General features: G+C 34.4%; 19 protein-coding genes. 5 read left to right on the top strand and 14 right to left on the bottom strand.

Going from position 1 to position 15,659, the window contains the following annotated elements:
- Window positions 1–153 precede the first annotated feature (153 nt).
- The 5 genes from EKM66_RS09630 to EKM66_RS09610 form a co-directional block, all read right to left on the bottom strand.
- Window positions 154–723 (bottom strand): LOG family protein, encoded by a 570-nt coding sequence (locus EKM66_RS09630; protein ID WP_125764032.1) that lies wholly within the window; start codon window positions 721–723, stop codon window positions 154–156.
- Window positions 724–865: 142 nt separating this feature from the next.
- Window positions 866–2,236, bottom strand: a complete 1,371-nt coding sequence (locus tag EKM66_RS09625; RefSeq protein ID WP_125764030.1) for an MFS transporter — start codon at window positions 2,234–2,236, stop codon at window positions 866–868.
- Window positions 2,237–2,365: 129 nt separating this feature from the next.
- A complete protein-coding gene (locus EKM66_RS09620; protein WP_125764028.1) occupies window positions 2,366–2,647 on the bottom strand; it encodes an ArsR/SmtB family transcription factor in 282 nt (93 codons plus the stop codon).
- Between the two features lie 51 nt (window positions 2,648–2,698).
- Complete coding sequence (locus EKM66_RS09615; protein WP_125764026.1) at window positions 2,699–3,040, bottom strand: TetR-like C-terminal domain-containing protein; 342 nt, start codon at window positions 3,038–3,040, stop codon at window positions 2,699–2,701.
- Window positions 3,041–3,094: 54 nt separating this feature from the next.
- Entirely contained in the window at window positions 3,095–3,268 is a 174-nt protein-coding gene (locus tag EKM66_RS09610) for a TetR/AcrR family transcriptional regulator (RefSeq protein WP_125764024.1), read from the bottom strand.
- A 104-nt stretch (window positions 3,269–3,372) separates the two neighbouring features.
- On the opposite strand from EKM66_RS09610, the gene EKM66_RS09605 reads away from it, so the two are divergent.
- The 3 genes from EKM66_RS09605 to EKM66_RS09600 all read left to right on the top strand — a co-directional run bounded on the left by EKM66_RS09605 (window position 3,373) and on the right by EKM66_RS09600 (window position 6,292).
- On the top strand, window positions 3,373–5,103 hold the full coding sequence (locus EKM66_RS09605) for an MFS transporter (protein ID WP_125764022.1): 1,731 nt from the start codon (window positions 3,373–3,375) through the stop codon (window positions 5,101–5,103).
- A 356-nt stretch (window positions 5,104–5,459) separates the two neighbouring features.
- Window positions 5,460–5,633: a hypothetical protein gene (locus EKM66_RS12590; protein ID WP_164505110.1), complete on the top strand. Its 174-nt coding sequence runs from the start codon at window positions 5,460–5,462 to the stop codon at window positions 5,631–5,633.
- 89 nt (window positions 5,634–5,722) lie between these two features.
- Window positions 5,723–6,292 (top strand): AAA family ATPase, encoded by a 570-nt coding sequence (locus tag EKM66_RS09600; RefSeq protein ID WP_125764020.1) that lies wholly within the window; start codon window positions 5,723–5,725, stop codon window positions 6,290–6,292.
- A 44-nt stretch (window positions 6,293–6,336) separates the two neighbouring features.
- On the opposite strand, the gene EKM66_RS12585 is transcribed toward EKM66_RS09600, so the two are convergent.
- The 3 genes from EKM66_RS12585 to EKM66_RS09590 form a co-directional block, all read right to left on the bottom strand.
- Window positions 6,337–6,507, bottom strand: coding sequence for a hypothetical protein (locus EKM66_RS12585; protein ID WP_164505109.1), 171 nt, complete (start codon window positions 6,505–6,507; stop codon window positions 6,337–6,339).
- A gap of 132 nt (window positions 6,508–6,639) precedes the next feature.
- On the bottom strand, window positions 6,640–7,485 hold the full coding sequence (locus tag EKM66_RS09595) for an alpha/beta fold hydrolase (protein ID WP_125764018.1): 846 nt from the start codon (window positions 7,483–7,485) through the stop codon (window positions 6,640–6,642).
- A gap of 27 nt (window positions 7,486–7,512) precedes the next feature.
- Complete coding sequence (locus tag EKM66_RS09590) at window positions 7,513–8,514, bottom strand: NADP-dependent oxidoreductase (RefSeq protein ID WP_125764016.1); 1,002 nt, start codon at window positions 8,512–8,514, stop codon at window positions 7,513–7,515.
- A 156-nt stretch (window positions 8,515–8,670) separates the two neighbouring features.
- On the opposite strand from EKM66_RS09590, the gene EKM66_RS09585 reads away from it, so the two are divergent.
- Window positions 8,671–9,213, top strand: a complete 543-nt coding sequence (locus EKM66_RS09585) for a TetR/AcrR family transcriptional regulator (protein WP_125764014.1) — start codon at window positions 8,671–8,673, stop codon at window positions 9,211–9,213.
- Between the two features lie 48 nt (window positions 9,214–9,261).
- Here the strand turns inward: EKM66_RS09585 and EKM66_RS09580 are convergent, their stop codons facing one another.
- The 4 genes from EKM66_RS09580 to EKM66_RS09565 all read right to left on the bottom strand — a co-directional run bounded on the left by EKM66_RS09580 (window position 9,262) and on the right by EKM66_RS09565 (window position 12,824).
- Window positions 9,262–10,008, bottom strand: a complete 747-nt coding sequence (locus tag EKM66_RS09580; RefSeq protein WP_164505108.1) for an HAD-IIB family hydrolase — start codon at window positions 10,006–10,008, stop codon at window positions 9,262–9,264.
- 230 nt (window positions 10,009–10,238) lie between these two features.
- Window positions 10,239–10,781 (bottom strand): hypothetical protein, encoded by a 543-nt coding sequence (locus tag EKM66_RS09575; RefSeq protein WP_125764010.1) that lies wholly within the window; start codon window positions 10,779–10,781, stop codon window positions 10,239–10,241.
- Window positions 10,782–10,953: 172 nt separating this feature from the next.
- Window positions 10,954–11,865 (bottom strand): zinc-binding dehydrogenase, encoded by a 912-nt coding sequence (locus EKM66_RS09570; RefSeq protein WP_125764008.1) that lies wholly within the window; start codon window positions 11,863–11,865, stop codon window positions 10,954–10,956.
- A gap of 233 nt (window positions 11,866–12,098) precedes the next feature.
- Window positions 12,099–12,824: an SDR family oxidoreductase gene (locus tag EKM66_RS09565; RefSeq protein ID WP_125764006.1), complete on the bottom strand. Its 726-nt coding sequence runs from the start codon at window positions 12,822–12,824 to the stop codon at window positions 12,099–12,101.
- A 297-nt stretch (window positions 12,825–13,121) separates the two neighbouring features.
- On the opposite strand from EKM66_RS09565, the gene EKM66_RS09560 reads away from it, so the two are divergent.
- Complete coding sequence (locus tag EKM66_RS09560) at window positions 13,122–13,529, top strand: winged helix-turn-helix transcriptional regulator (RefSeq protein WP_225426592.1); 408 nt, start codon at window positions 13,122–13,124, stop codon at window positions 13,527–13,529.
- On the opposite strand, the gene EKM66_RS09555 is transcribed toward EKM66_RS09560, so the two are convergent.
- Both EKM66_RS09555 and EKM66_RS09550 read right to left on the bottom strand, forming a co-directional pair.
- Window positions 13,526–14,161 carry an NUDIX hydrolase gene (locus tag EKM66_RS09555; RefSeq protein WP_125764004.1) on the bottom strand — a complete coding sequence of 212 codons (636 nt, stop codon included), beginning with the start codon at window positions 14,159–14,161 and terminating at the stop codon, window positions 13,526–13,528. The two genes, EKM66_RS09560 and EKM66_RS09555, sit on opposite strands and share 4 nt — an antisense overlap.
- Before the next feature lie 649 nt (window positions 14,162–14,810).
- Entirely contained in the window at window positions 14,811–15,134 is a 324-nt protein-coding gene (locus tag EKM66_RS09550) for a helix-turn-helix domain-containing protein (RefSeq protein WP_125764002.1), read from the bottom strand.
- Between the last annotated feature and the right edge of the window lie 525 nt (window positions 15,135–15,659).

Here is a 15,659-nt window from a genome sequence, read left to right as displayed (position 1 = left end):
TTCTCCTCTAATCAGATTATGAACATTCGAAAATAATCTGTTTATATTTTGCATTATACTTCCACCCCCCATTTTTCAAGAAAAACTCATAATATAATTAATTAATTATAAAAAAATTAAACACTTATGCTTTTAAGATCAAAATAGCCTTAATTATTTAGAATATTTACGAATCATCGGTGGAACATAACTATCCATGAATTCATAAATATCATCTAATGAATCTGAGAAAAACAACTTTTCTCTATCAGCTTCCGTCAAGAATCCTTTATCTGTCATACTGTCGAACATCAACTTCAATGGATCAAAATATCCATCAACGTTGTACAGAACACACGGATTATCATTATCGCCTAATCGTGCCCAAGAAAATGCTTCGATGATTTCCTCCAAAGTACCAGGACCACCAGGTAGTGCGATACAGCCATCAGATAGTTCTAGCATTTGTTGCTTACGGATCGACATATTAGATACTACCTTTAAGTCAGTCAATCCTTCGAATGCTGCTCCACGGTCAACCAATTCTTGCGGCATGATTCCATATACCTCGCCGTTTTTAGAGAGAACTTCTTGCGCTAGAGTCCCCATCAATCCGACTCCACCACCGCCGTATACCAAATCAAGATTGTTTTCTACCAACCAATCAGCTAATTTAACAGCCGCCTTTTTGTAAATATCATCATTTCCAATTGATGCTCCGCAATACACTGCAATCCGTTTCATTATTATCTCCTTATTCGTTTAAAAATAACCTTAACATATTTTTATTGCTAAAAATTACGAGCTTTTTTGTATTAAATATTACTCATATTATTTCAATTTAAAAATAGGAGACAAACTTTTTATAAGTCCATCTCCTATTTGACTAGTCCCTGATTATCCTTTTAAATCGAAATGAAAATATAATGCCAAGAATAGAAATCAATCCAGCTCCAAACATCGCTGCTCGAAATCCGTTTGTAAACAAAGTGGCATTAGAAATTCCACCAAACTTATAGAAAATAATAACTGAGACAGTTGTCCCAACTGCACCACCAAGCAATCTAAAAACATTGTATATTCCTGATGCTTTGCCAATTGCTGATTTATCAACTGATCCTAAAACAGCTTTTTGTAGCGCGGGACCGGCCATGGATAAGCCCACTCCTGCTAGTGCAAGTGGAATGACCATATTCAAATATGAACTGTGCTCATTTACCAAAATCATTATCAATAAATATCCAATTCCCTGAAGCAATAATCCAAGTGTTGCAATCAATCTCTCTCCATATTTATCAACAGCATTCCCAGCAAATGGTGCAACAACAACCAAAGTTCCAGTCCAAGGAAGTATCTCAAGACCAGCTGTCAATGAATCCGCGCCATCTACAATCTGTAAAAATTGTGGAAGAAAGAACACTACTCCGTACATTGACCCGTATAACAGAAATGTTGCAATGTTTCCACCAGTAAAAGTTGTTGATCTGAAATAATCGAACGGAATCATCGGCTTGCTTTCGAGCTTCTGACGAAATCCAAACCAAACTCCAGCAAATATACTGATTATTCCAATCACAATCGGTAATAATGTTAGGTTTGGAGATGTAACTGATGATAATGACCAGATAATCCCAGCTGAAGCGATAATAATAAGAATCGAATCTAACAAATTGACTTTATCGCTATTTCCAGTACTCTCTGGCAATATTTTGTTTGAGAGATAAATTGCCACAATTCCAACTGGAACATTGATCCAAAATATCCATTGCCAAGCTAACTTAGCAACAATCAATCCACCTAATGACGGACCAACAATTAGCGCTAGTCCTCCGATACCACTCCAAATTCCCAGTGCCTTACCTCGCTTTGATACTGGTATTGAATTGGTCAAAATTGCCATAGACATTGGAGTCATAACTGAGGCACCGATTCCCTCAATAATACGTGCAATCACTAGAATCGTAATATTATTAGATAACGCACAGAGTATTGAGCCTAGCGTGAAAACAAAAATTCCGTAATTGTAAATTTTACGACGTCCAATACGTTCCCCCAAAGAAACTCCCACCAAAAGTACGGCTGCAATCGTAATATTATATGCGTTCATCGCCCACTGCAGTGTATCAATTGAAATATTCAGATCCATTCGAATAGCCGTCGAAGCAGTGGTTACAATCATTGAATCCATCATCGACATGAAGAATCCCAATGAAGTTAAAATCAAAACCCAGGTTGAATTAACTTGTTTGTCTTCCATTTAAATTTTCCTCATTCATTGTTTTCTGTTCAAAATAGTTCAAATATTCTTGAACTATTTAAAACTAACATTACCTAAAAAATATGACAAGAAAAATGACAAACAAAAAGAGAGTACAAATATGCACTCTCAAATATTTTTATAAAAATTAGTAACAAATTTATCAAACGTCACTGAATTAAGACGGACGTATTTTTCTCGGGCCTCTTTCCTAGTAATGATAAGCCCAGCCTCTTGCAACAATTTGAAATGATATGATCCAGAAGTCTTACTAATATTCAGTGCCTTCCCTACCTCACCACAAGTAACTTCACGGTCAACATGCTTTAGGTATTCAATAATATCTAGCCTCACTGAGTCTGCCAATGCTTTAAAAATCGTTATTTGATTTGTATTTTGTGTATTCATCATATTATGTATTCTACTAGATTTGTGCAGATTACTCCAAGAAAGTATAACTATTTATTGAGCTCCCAAATCTTGAATGGTATTCATCAATTCACGAATCATTATTTTACTATCAATCTTGCAGTCAGTAGCAATCCATCCAATTAATACATTAATAATTCCACCTGTAGCAAATTGGACTCCGATACTAACTTGTAAATCATTATCCCAATTTCTCCACGGTGCGGGGAAGTCATTTATCAATGTTATAAATATGTGTGTAAATGCAGAAGTGAAGTGATCCGACAAGTGTGCTTTAATTAACACCTTCATGATATATTGCTTAGTCTCAAAATAATTGAAACAGATTTCTAACGTTTTATCGAAGCTAGACGGGGAATCTTTCTTAACTAACAACGCATATTCCCCAATGATATCATCAATCAAGCTTTCGAGAACTTCATCTTTTGTTTAATAATGACGATAAAACGTGGGTCGAGAAATTCCAGCTGTGGCAACAATTTGTTTGATGGTTATTTCATCGAAATCATATGTCTTCAATAATTCAATTAATGAATCCTTGATCCAATTCTCGGTTTGTCTTTGCATGCGTGTTACAGATTCTACAGATGTGTCTCTATCCATTACAATCACCTCAAATTTATAACGATTATTGGTTAGTTAATAGTGGTTCATAATAATTTGGATAATAATGCTCTCGAAACAACAAAAGAACGGGAGTGAAAATTTTGATAAGAAATATTAGTTCAAGTAAAAGAACTGCAATAATCATCACAATGTCCATTATTGGATTCTTAGTAATTTTGGACACCAGCATAATGAACATTACATTGCCCAAAATCCAAACAGCATTCGATGTTTCACTAACCAATCTATCATGGTCAATTAACATTTATACAATTCTCTTCGCATCATTATTGATACCTGTCGGACGCTTAGGAGATATATTCGGTCGTGTCAAACTTCTAAACATAGCATTAATAGTATTCTTAGCCGGTTCCATTATCAGTGGTACTTCAGCCAATTTAAATATTTTATTAGTAGGACGCGCAGTTCAAAGCATTGGCGCAGCAACTATGTTATCAGCAGCCATGCTAATTTCATTGAATATTGCTAGTCAAGAAGAACGCGCAAAAGTTCTAGCAATTCTCGGCGTAACACAAGCATTAGAATCAGCCATGGGACCAGCTATTGGTGGTATTATCTCACAATTCTTCGGTTGGCACTGGGTATTTCTCATCAATGTACCAATCGTCATTATTCTATTGTTAAGCACTCTTTCAACTCTATCAATGAAAAATGAACTGACTAAGAACGTTAAACTTGATACTGTTGGAACATCATTAATAGTTGGAACCTTATTGTTAATGACATCAGCTTTAGTTGATGGACGTGACTGGGGTTGGATCAGCTTCAAAACACTGATCTGCGGAATTAGTTCAGTCGTACTATTACTATTATTCATATTACGTGAAATTAAAACCAAAGATCCTATTATTCCAATGAAACTATTCAAGAATCGTGATTTTGTTGCCTCAATTACTAGCATTTTAATAGCATTCATCATACTTGCTAGTTTCATCGGAATATTACCAACTTACCTAATAAAAATAACAGATATTTCACAGTTAAAAGCTGCATTGCTGATAACACCAATGTCCATTGCAATGTTAATCTTCAATCCATTATCAATTGCACTTATTGGCAAGATTTCAAATAGAATACTAATAAGCATAGGAATTCTGGCATCAGGAATTGGTATCTATTTGTTAAGCAATCTCAACGTTACAAATAATTGGAATCAACTGTTTATCATCGATGTCATCATTGGATTCGGAATTGGATTCATTAGTGGTCCAGCTTTAACAGTAGGTATATCTGAATTGCAAGGTACTGAATTAACTGCTGGACAGAATGTCCTGAATGTTATGAGAACCGTCGGAATTACCATTGGTATGGCATTATTCCTATCAATGCTGAGTGGCAACATTACTGATGCTAAACGCCAAACTTATGATTATGCAGTTGAACAAGTTGATAAAATCGATGTTGCTAACAGTTCAAAAACGACTATTAAAAATAAGCTACATAGCAAACTGATTTCAAACAACAATAACAATATCAACAGTTCAAACAAAGTTAAAAGCAGTACTATTGACTCTACTAAACGAAACAAATTAATCAACGCTGAATATACAAAAATTGTTGCACAGAAACAAGAAACATTAGGGGTTGTACTACCCGAAGCCGCTAAAAATACAATTCATCAACAAGTAGCAATTGCTGTCGACAAAAAAGTCGATAAATTAAACAATCAAATTACATACACTACTAGAAATATTAAGAATCACTTAAATGATCAGTTGAATGATTCATTTTTGAATCTATATACACTTGAATATCCATTAATATTTGCAAGCTTAGTTCTTGTATTTATATTTAAGAAAAAGAGTGTATGAAAAAATACACAGGACCTATTTTAATATTTGTCCTGTCCTAAATAATTGCTGAATTACATAGCTACTGATAAAATGTACTTGAACAAAATAAAAAGCAGACCGAAATGATGGTCTGCCGGCAGTTCCGCTAACGCGGTGGCCAATTATATCTTAGCTAATAGTGAGCCTTGACCGGTCAGTCAATGGGGTTCACTTTTTTAATATCCAAATGATAGATTTTACCTGCACAATTATTTTGAATGTAACCATCAGTGACGAATGAGTCACTCCTAAGATGGCTCTTAGACAAAATAACGAGTACAGAACATTTATCAAAAAAGTTAACAAGATCTCTCCTTTCAATTCGGATTAACACTATGAAATTATCCATAGCGACACCTCCTTTACTTGCAGTCTTTGGATTGTTGTTAGGATTGGGATTGATGTTCCTGGGATTTTTCCTAACTAGCTTGATGGTAATTATCGCCTTCTTCGGTGTTAATTCATACACATTATTATTGGCTGATACGCACATGCAAACACAACGTTAACGAGTCAATTCTTAATAACATCCCTTAGTGAATGTTATTTTTTTGCCATTAGCTATATAATTAACTCAAAAATTAAATGAGATGATTATTTGAAATCTAGCTATGTTGTCGTTATTAGTGGTGTAACTGGTAGTGGCAAAACAACCTTAATCAATGCCCTAAATAAAAAATTAAATAGTTTCGTGATTTCTTTTGACGATTACAATATTGATGCCCTTCCGTCAGCGCCACCAATTGATACACCAGTAAAAGATGCAGTTAATCAATACGACATTGGTGCTTTAATGGCAGATTTGAAGAAAGTTAATAATCATTATCCATTTATCTTGATTGATTTTCCTTTCGGATACAAGAATAAAACTTTGAATCCGTTTATTGATAAAGTAATTTATATTAAAACTCCACTGGATATTTGTTTGGCTCGTCAGGTTACCCGCGACTATCAAGATAAATCAACCGATGAAATTATGTCATGGATGAGAACTTATCTCGACTTTGCTCGCCCTATCTTTGTCGATCATGAACAATTCGTTAGTAATGATGCGGATCTAGTAATGGATGGAACGCTGTCATTGAATGAAAAATTAAATTTAGCTTTAAAAACTATTCCATCAAAAAAAGACCTTTTAAAGTGCAACACAAAAGTTAGACAAAATTAAATATTGTTAAGCTGCTAAGGCATGTTCTCTGTATTTACGGGGAGTCATGCCTTTTGTTTTTCTTGAGATTCGTCGATATAGTAATTTAATTGATAATGCCAACCTTGATCCAAATGAATCGTTGGCTTTACTCCTTCTGGAATGACTGTTATGAGCTCATTCAATGTGTTCACTATCAATTCACTATTAGGACTATTGCTTACTTGAAAGACCAACAACTTCGGCCTTTAGTTTTGCGCTGTATTTAACCATATAAAAAGTGCTCCATAACTGTTAGATTTCTTGTCTAACAATTATGAAGCACTTTAGGATTCCAAATTTCATTAAACGGCTTACTTAATTCAAAACTATTCTGTATAAAACTCATCTGCACTGGCAACGAACGATATATTATTCTGTGCGATACTACCATGTCCAGCATCAGGGTAAATAATTAATTTGCTATTAGGTATTTCACGGTTAAGAATGCATGTGTTCGGTTCAGTTGGCACCATAATATCGTGATCACCATTAACTACTAATACTGGTTTATCAATAACTGATAAATTAGCTGGTGCTTCTTTGCCCCACTTATTGATGGCTCGTAATTGGCGACGATAAGCAAACCAATTGATAGTTTTATCACGATCGTTTTTTCTAATCTTCAATCTTGAAATGAAATCTTTTCCGCTCTTTTTACCATTTGGAGTAGTTGTAAAAAACATGTATTCCTTAATATCCTTGAAAGTTAATAAAGCCTTGATAAGAGACGCATCAGATATTTTTGTTACATTTTCGATGCCTTCACCACCACGAGGACCAGTTCCTGACAAGATTACACGATTGATAATCTCAGGATCCAACAGCATTAATTCTTGTGCAACCATACCACCCATCGAGAATCCCAGTATATTAACTTTGGTAAAACCTAATGCTTTAATGAAATTAAGCGCATCCTTTGCCATCCCTTGAATAGTATCTTGCACCTTACCAGTAGATCCACCTACACCTTGATAGTCAAAAGTGATTATCCAGTGTTCTTTTGCCACCCCATCAATAATCACGGGATCCCAATTATCTAGATTGGCTGATAAGTGATTGAATCCAATTATAGGTATACCTGTTCTTTTACCAAGTTCACGATACAAATATGAAACACCGTTATCGGCTGTAATTAATTTGTTTTCTGCGTTGATATAATGAAATTCCTCCATTACAATGCCCTCATTAATATTTATTTTTTAGAATCTAATTACTACTTTTCCCTTTGGATGTCCATTTGCTACAAAATCCAAGGCATCATTGATATCAGCTAACTTGAATTCAGTTGGATCTACGGCAGGCTCAATATTGTTTTCTTCAACAATTTTGGTGATTTTCTTTAATTGATCACCATCACTTCTAACAAAAATAAAGTGATACTCTGCATCTGCCTTTTTAGCTTGCTTATCAATTTTATTCCCAGCAATTGAAAACATTGTTGTTTTCACAAATCCAAGATTACGACCTTGGGCGAATCGACGATTAGGTCCCATTATAAGTGAAAGTATTCTACCATTTGGTTTCAAGATCTGTAATTCATGATCAAATTCTTTTTTACCAATAGTATCAATTACATAATCAACTGACTTAAGATGTTCCCAATAATTTTGCTTACGATAATCAAAATATTGTTCAACTCCCATATCCTTGGCTGATTGTTCTGAACGAGCATTACCACTGACCATAACTGTTAATCCCATTTGCTTAGCAATGGGAATTGCCATTTGTCCAAACGAACCTGATCCACCAGGAATCATTACACTCTGTCCAGGCTGTGCATCTAATTCTTCAGTCAATCCCTGATATGCCGTTAATCCCGTTAAAGGAACTGCAGCACTGTGTACAAAGTCTAAGTTTGCTGGCTTAATTGCTACAGCATGATAATCTATGGCTGCATATTCCGTAAAAGCACCAATTTTTTCCAATGGCAATCGTGAATATATTTCATCACCAACCTTGAATCCTTTAACATTTGCACCAACAGATTCTACAATTCCTGATAATTCATTTCCCATAATTGTGGGCATCGCATAATCTTGAATCAACTTTACGCTACCTGTTCCAATTAACATATCCACAGGATTGACAGCAGCTGCCTTTACTTTTACTAATACTTCATTATCATTAGGCTTTGGTATTGGCATATCCTTAACAACTAATTTAAAATTCTTATCATATTTCAATAATTGAGCAGTTTGCATCTTGAAGACTCTCCTTTAAATGTTACCAGGTAACTTTATTTGTATTTTGTAACTGAGGCTATCTTATAATCTTTAGTTACAAAAGTCAAATAAAGTTACTTTTTTATTTTTTGTGTTAGAATAAAATAAATTATAAAAAGGAGCCAACTAATAAACATGGTTCAAAATACTAGAGATAAAATACTGACCACTGCCGAAGAACTAATCATGGAAACTGGTAATACTGAGGTAACCTTGGATCAAATTGCATCTAAGCTCGGTCTCTCCCACGCCGCACTATATAAACATTTCCGCAACAAACAAGCCTTGTGGGAAGCTGTTGCAACTCTTTGGTTTAATCGTGAAATCATCAATAAAATAAATATTCCTTCTTCTCTTCCACAAAAAGAACAACTACACAACTGGTTGTGGGCCTTCGTTAATGCCAAAAAAGCAGCATTCAATACAAACTCCAAAATGTTTGCATTGAATACCGAATATATTGATAATAATCCACCAGCCCTGCGTAATGTTCTTACAAGTGCTTATAGAGAAATTGATTCAATTATGGGTTACAACGACCCAAAGCTTGAAAAATCAGAATTGATTCTTGCCGCATTTTCAATTTTCACACTTCCAAACTTCAAAGATACTTGGAATGATCCTGAATATGATAAACGATTTGAAATATTGTGGAATTTGATAAAAAACGGAATTTAAAAAAGCATCCATTTGATAGATTTACCTATCACAATAGATGCTTTTAATTTAAACAAATTTAGCAATATTCTCGGTGATTTCTCCAATACTAGCTTTACATTCAAGTTGATTATCCAACAAAGAATCAGTTTTACTAGTAATCCATATACCACTTTGTGCATGTCGCAACATTTCAATATCATTGGTATCATTCCCAAATGCAATATAATCTGTGATACCCATTTTGCTCAAAGTAGAATATTTATTAACTTCGTTCGCAGTTATATTCAAATCACCTTCACCAATATGACTAACTACGGCCAAATCAGTATTGATGTTTAATAATTCTGAAATTTTACTAAGTAGAGCATCATTAAGATCTAACAAAATCACTTTTACTGGTGTTTCAATCATCGACAATGGAACTTGTCTTGCAAAGTTACCAATATCAATTTGTCCATACATGAAATTATCTTCAGCTATCTGTGAAGCATAATTCCAATCACTGTCGACAACATACGACAACTGATATTTGGTAATTAATTCAAAAATAAACTCAGTATCTTCTGGATTAATAGTATTAATAATCTTAATTTCAGAATTATCAGAAACCATTGCTCCATTGGCACCTATCAGGAGATTATTTCTGAATTCATCTGGAAGAACTGGCAATAAATCTCGAATTGGCCTTGCTGATGCAAAAATAACTCGATGCCCACTAGCAATTACTTCTTTTATTGAATCAATTATTTCATCCGGAATACTTTGACCATCGAAGCAAATTGTCCCGTCGATATCAAACACAAAATTTTTCATTGATAATTTCCCCATAATTGTTGATACGTAATTTTACCATGTGGACGACACTTATTTTTACGAGTCTTTTTATAGAAAAGATTAAGATATTTTTTACTTTACTATTCTGTTTACCAGCACAGCATATTAATAAACTAGTAAAAAAGACGTTGATTCTCTTTTGAAGTAATAAATAGAGAATTAGCGTCTTTTATTTTTTTAATCAAAATCGTTTATCTTAAATACCATCGTTAGTGTTTATTTCGGCCAAGATCTCTACGTTTGCCATGCTGACTCCGATCTCTTTGTTGAGTTACAACATTAGCAGATATTTCCTTGGGGTATTTGGAAGAAGCCCGATACCAAACTAGTCCACGTTGAATCAAAAGTGTAATTCCTAAATACAACAATAATGTAACTGAACTTTTGTTCCAAATCTGATCAACAGCAACGTGCATTCCAATACCAATAATCCACCAAACAATTGTCATCCAATTACCTTCACGCATAACAAGTCCATCATCATCGAGCCAGAGTTTGTATGACCATGCTCTTAAAGCGGCAAATATAGCGGCACTGATTAAACTGAGAATTCCAAATACATAGATATTACTTTGTGAAATATTCAAATGCTGCTTATTTATGGCATCTCCAATCGATGCAATTCCAAACAGAATAACAATGATAAAAAATTCTGGTTTAAATCTAACAGTCCGTGCTTCTAATTGTCGCTTTATTACAACGTATAAAATCAATAATGCCAGTACAATGTTCGTATAGCTAAGATTCTGCATAATGTATTTCCTTTTTATTTTTATTACAAGAATAATACTACAAAAAAATTACTTGGCAATATATTTTCACACAGGTATTAAGAGAAGTGTTTTTTCAAATAGTATAAAATTGCTAAAATCAAACATACTCTAACAATCTGAATTAACATATATGAACTAAAGAAAAATATAATTAATTGTTCCATTTTAACAATATCCTTCCTTGAGAGTGAGAATCTTTAGATACAGTTTGTGCTTTAATAACATCCCTAAAGTAAAACACATCTTGAATATAAGCATGCAACTCTCCAGTAGATAACATATTTAACAGTTTCATATAATTTTTGAGTAAGATATTGGGTTGAATAAAACTAAATTTGTTTGTATCAAAATAATTCAGTGCAATGGAAATGATCGATATCTCAGGAAAGATGGAATGGATTTCATCTAATATTCTTACATCACCAGCAGCATCAATCACCCTTGTAATATCAGAATTATTCAAAAGTTGGTTATTGATATCATTCGTATAGTCTATTACTACGTCTGCTCCAACTGTTGTCAAAAAATCAATATTAGAGCTATGGCCTACCGCAATCACTTTTGAACCTCGTAATTTTAATAGTTGTATTAAATAAGTTCCAATGCCTCCAGATGCGCCAGTTATTAAAACAATATCCTCAGAATTAATATTTACTTTATTGATAATTCCTAGTGCCGTATCAGCACCACCTATGATTGTTGCCGCATCTGACAATTCTACCTTATCCGGAACCTGAAATAGTAATGGTGGAATGCGGGAATCTACTATTGTACTTGATGACCCGGACATGGATGCTCCAATTACTTTTTTACCAATCAAACTTTTATTTCTTAAACCACCGACATTTTGAACCATGCCGGCGAATCCATAACCAATTATAATTGGAAGTTTGACTGGACGAATATCTCGTAATTTACCACTTTCAGTCCGCCAATCATATGGCAACACCGGTGTATATGTCGTCTTCACCATGACAGACAATGGACTAATTAGTGGATCAGATACCTCTTTGATTTTTAAATCCTGAATTCCATCAAATGAATCTTGTATTATTGCTTGCATATTTATAAGCTCCTTATTGATTTAAGGAAAATATAACAAGAACCATCGAATGTAGATAATAAGAGTCCTTATATATCAAAAAAGCCGAGAATTTCTTCTCGACTTCATGACACGCGTGAAACGCGTTTACAAAAAACAACAACTTTCGCTTACTACGACTAGTGACTTGACCACTCTGTGGTAAACTCACTAATCTAGGTAATGCTCAAATTGTTCCCGTTTTTTGACACGCTCTAGTTGTCTTGAGCAGTAGCAGCAATATCGACTTCACGGATATTAACATCTTGTGGCATTTCGTACATGAACTTGACTGTTTCAGCAACATGTTTAGGGTCCAAAGTAATTCCACCCATTGATTGTTTCCAATCTTCATATTCACTCAGTGCTTTATCATCAGTAACATGCGTTAATAATTCAGTTTCAGCGGCACCTGGAGCGACCATCATCACACGAACATTTTCACCAGATACTTCTTGGCGAACTGTTTCGCTTAAACCATGAACACCGAACTTGCTGGCAACATATGCAGCATGGTTTTGGAATGCCTTGAATCCAGCAATTGAAGAAATATTGATAATAGTACCGTGATGATTCTCTTTCATTTCAGGAAGAACAATCTGCATCCCATTCAATACTCCCATAACATTAGTATCAAGCATAGTTTGCCATTCTTTTGAAGATTGCTTCCAAACATTACCAAGCAACATGACACCAGCGTTGTTAACAAGCAAATCAGTAGCACCATATTTAGCCTCTGCCTCATGAATCGCCTTAGCTAATTCATCTTGATCAGTTACGTCAGCATGTCTGATCATAACCTCACCAGTTAAGTTCAATGCCTCGATTTTTTCCGTACGACGGCCTAGTAACAACAATGGATAATCATTTGCGTTGAGCAAACGTGCCATAGCTGCACCAAATCCTGAACTAGCACCAGTAATAACTATTAATTTTTTCATATTTAAAAATACCTCACATAAATTGATTTCGCCCATTTGACGACCACGAGTTCATATTATAGACTGAGATAGCAATTTTAAAAGTACGCACTTTTTGGTTACTAGATCCAGAGAGTGGAGAAAATCGGGAAATGTTGAGCATAGCCTAGGTTAACAATTGATACGGTTTTTGTATCCTTTGTTAATCGTAGCTAAGCGGAGACATTTGATTTTCGCAGCTCGTTTAAGCAGAGAGTGGAGAAAGCCGGGAAATTTTGAGCAATACCTAGAATAAACAGTGGAGCACGAAGTGATACATTGTTTATTCGTAGTATGCGCAGAAATTTGGCTTTCGCAACTCGTTTTAATAAAGAGAAAGAAGATAAAAAATACATGTACGCAAATGAATTCGATGCAACTATGCAATTAATACGTGGTAAATGGAAAATAAGAATCTTATACCAATTAGACGGTAACGAACATTCAAGATTCAATACTTTAGAACGAAACATGAAACCCATCACCCACAAGATTCTGGCGGAACAGATCCAACAAATGATTGATGACGAACTTGTCGAACGTCATGACTTCCATGAGCAACCATTACATGTGGAATACAATCTCACAAAAAAAGGTCAATCCTTAATACCAGTCGTTGACGTTATCTGTGACTGGGGATTGGCCAATATTGATCCTTCAAAGTTGAAACAAACTCTTTGTGACTAGTCAAAAACTGTCTCCCAATTCTGACTATTATGACACTTAAAGGCTAATTTCAAATCCTCAGGAAGATTTCTATTTAATGATAAGTTTAGTTTTAACGCTTCATCCAATGTAAAATATTTTGCATCATCGGTCTCTGAATTGTCGACATTATCCAACAGCTTGTTACTGTCAGGCTCACATTCAACGAAGTTCTTATAGATATAACTGAGATTTTTCTTGGCATAATCATGCTTTTGCATATCACGAACTGCTATCAATCTCTTCGGATTTACATGTATTCCAGCTTCTTCATGAGTCTCTTTGACTGCAATTTCACTGATAGAATAGCCAATGTCTGCCCAACCACCGGGAATAGACCAAGTATTGCCACGTTTTTCATTAACTAACAATATCTTACCTTCACTATTGAAGGTTGCAGCTCGGACATCGACTTTTGGAGTTACATAACCATTATCGGAATCGAAGAAAACATTCAATTGTTCAGGATTTGCACCAGTAAGTTTACCAGTTAATTTTTTAGCAACTTCTTCTAATTGGTCGTAACGCTCTCGATCAAAGACATCCTTACCATAATGCTGTCCTGATTGTGCGATGGCCTGTAGTTGTTGAATCAGTAATTCTAAACTATCCATATTATTACCCTCCGCAAAAAAATTCAATCCACTCATTTGTAGATGCTTGATACATTAAATTACTATTTGTGTAAATTCTAACATATATAACCTTTTCTTCTTGGAATATCTGAATTTGTTGACGATAAATAGATGCCTTGCTACAATGTGATTGTAATAAAAAAGACGAACCATACAAGGGCCCGTCTTTTGCAATTCCGCTGACGCGGTAGCAGATTTAGTCTAAAATAGCAGACCTCTAACGGCTAAGTTAAAGAGGGTCTGCTATTTTAGTTTCTTCCATAGAACTTTACAAGTAACAACCAAATGGAATGTGGCAACCAGCAACTTTTCAGTTGCTACTACGATTGCTCTTAGACCAGTGAGTATTACAAGGGCTTCGACTATCCAAACATACACAAGCTAATCCTTTCCACAAAAATTTCCATCATGACCTCTAATTGCACCATAACTTCCACCTCTTTTTCCAGAAGTAGCTACCGCTCCAACAAATTGCTTAATTAAAATTATCCTATATTCAAAGATGTATTCATAGCAATATGTAAGAATATCAAAATGTAATTAGAGCGTTGATAAATATAAAAATAAAGACGATGTCGAATAAAATTTCAACATCGTCTTTTTGTATTAACTGACCATATATATTATCTTAATTATCATCAATTACATAATCTAATCCTTTGGATTTGAGATTGACATAATATTGTAAATCATCGCTAGTTTCGCCCATTTTTGAAGATATAGAGATTCTTTCAGATCTTGTTTTTATTTGATTATTGATTTTGGACATTAATAAAAAATCAGTGGTCACATCAAAATATTCGGCAATCATAATAAGTTTGTCAAAATCAGGTTCTGACAAACCACTTTCGTATTTAGAAATTGATTGACGTGATACATCCAATATCTCACCTAACTTTTCTTGCGAAATTCCTTGATCAATTCGTAATTGTTTAAGTGCGTCTTTGAACATGACTATCACCGTCCTTATTACCAGTATCAAGGACCGACTTAGTTATTGCAACCAATTTCAGGTAGCAGTCTGACAACCATTAGTAGAATCTGTCGTTATAACGACAAAAACCCATTGCAATGCTATAGTCCCCAAGCACTTTACAGATTAAATAACCAAAATCTGTAAATACACTTGGGGTCTATTTTTTTTGTATTTTAGCAATATCAATATAGTACTTTGGAAAACTTATATCTAATGGTACATACACAAAATCAAGATATGAGATTGCAGCAAGTAAACTACATAGTTCATGTTTCTTGGGTTATTAACTCCAACAACTGCATGTTTTTCTAATTTCAGCCTGCTCACCTACGTTTGAATCTATATATGCAATTTTATCTGCAGATTCTACACAAGTTTGATTAATTCTTTAATAAATTTTCAAGTGTACACATTCTATTTTATACGCAAATTGCAAGAACAAGTTAGCCACTTTTTAAAATACTGATACCAAGGGGATTTCAGTTAATGGAGTTAAGTAAT

The organism is Companilactobacillus hulinensis (assembly GCF_003946555.1).
GTDB classification, from domain to species: domain Bacteria; phylum Bacillota; class Bacilli; order Lactobacillales; family Lactobacillaceae; genus Companilactobacillus; species Companilactobacillus hulinensis.
Note: the sequence above shows the minus strand (reverse complement) of the source record. Positions and strands in the feature narration are given on the sequence as shown.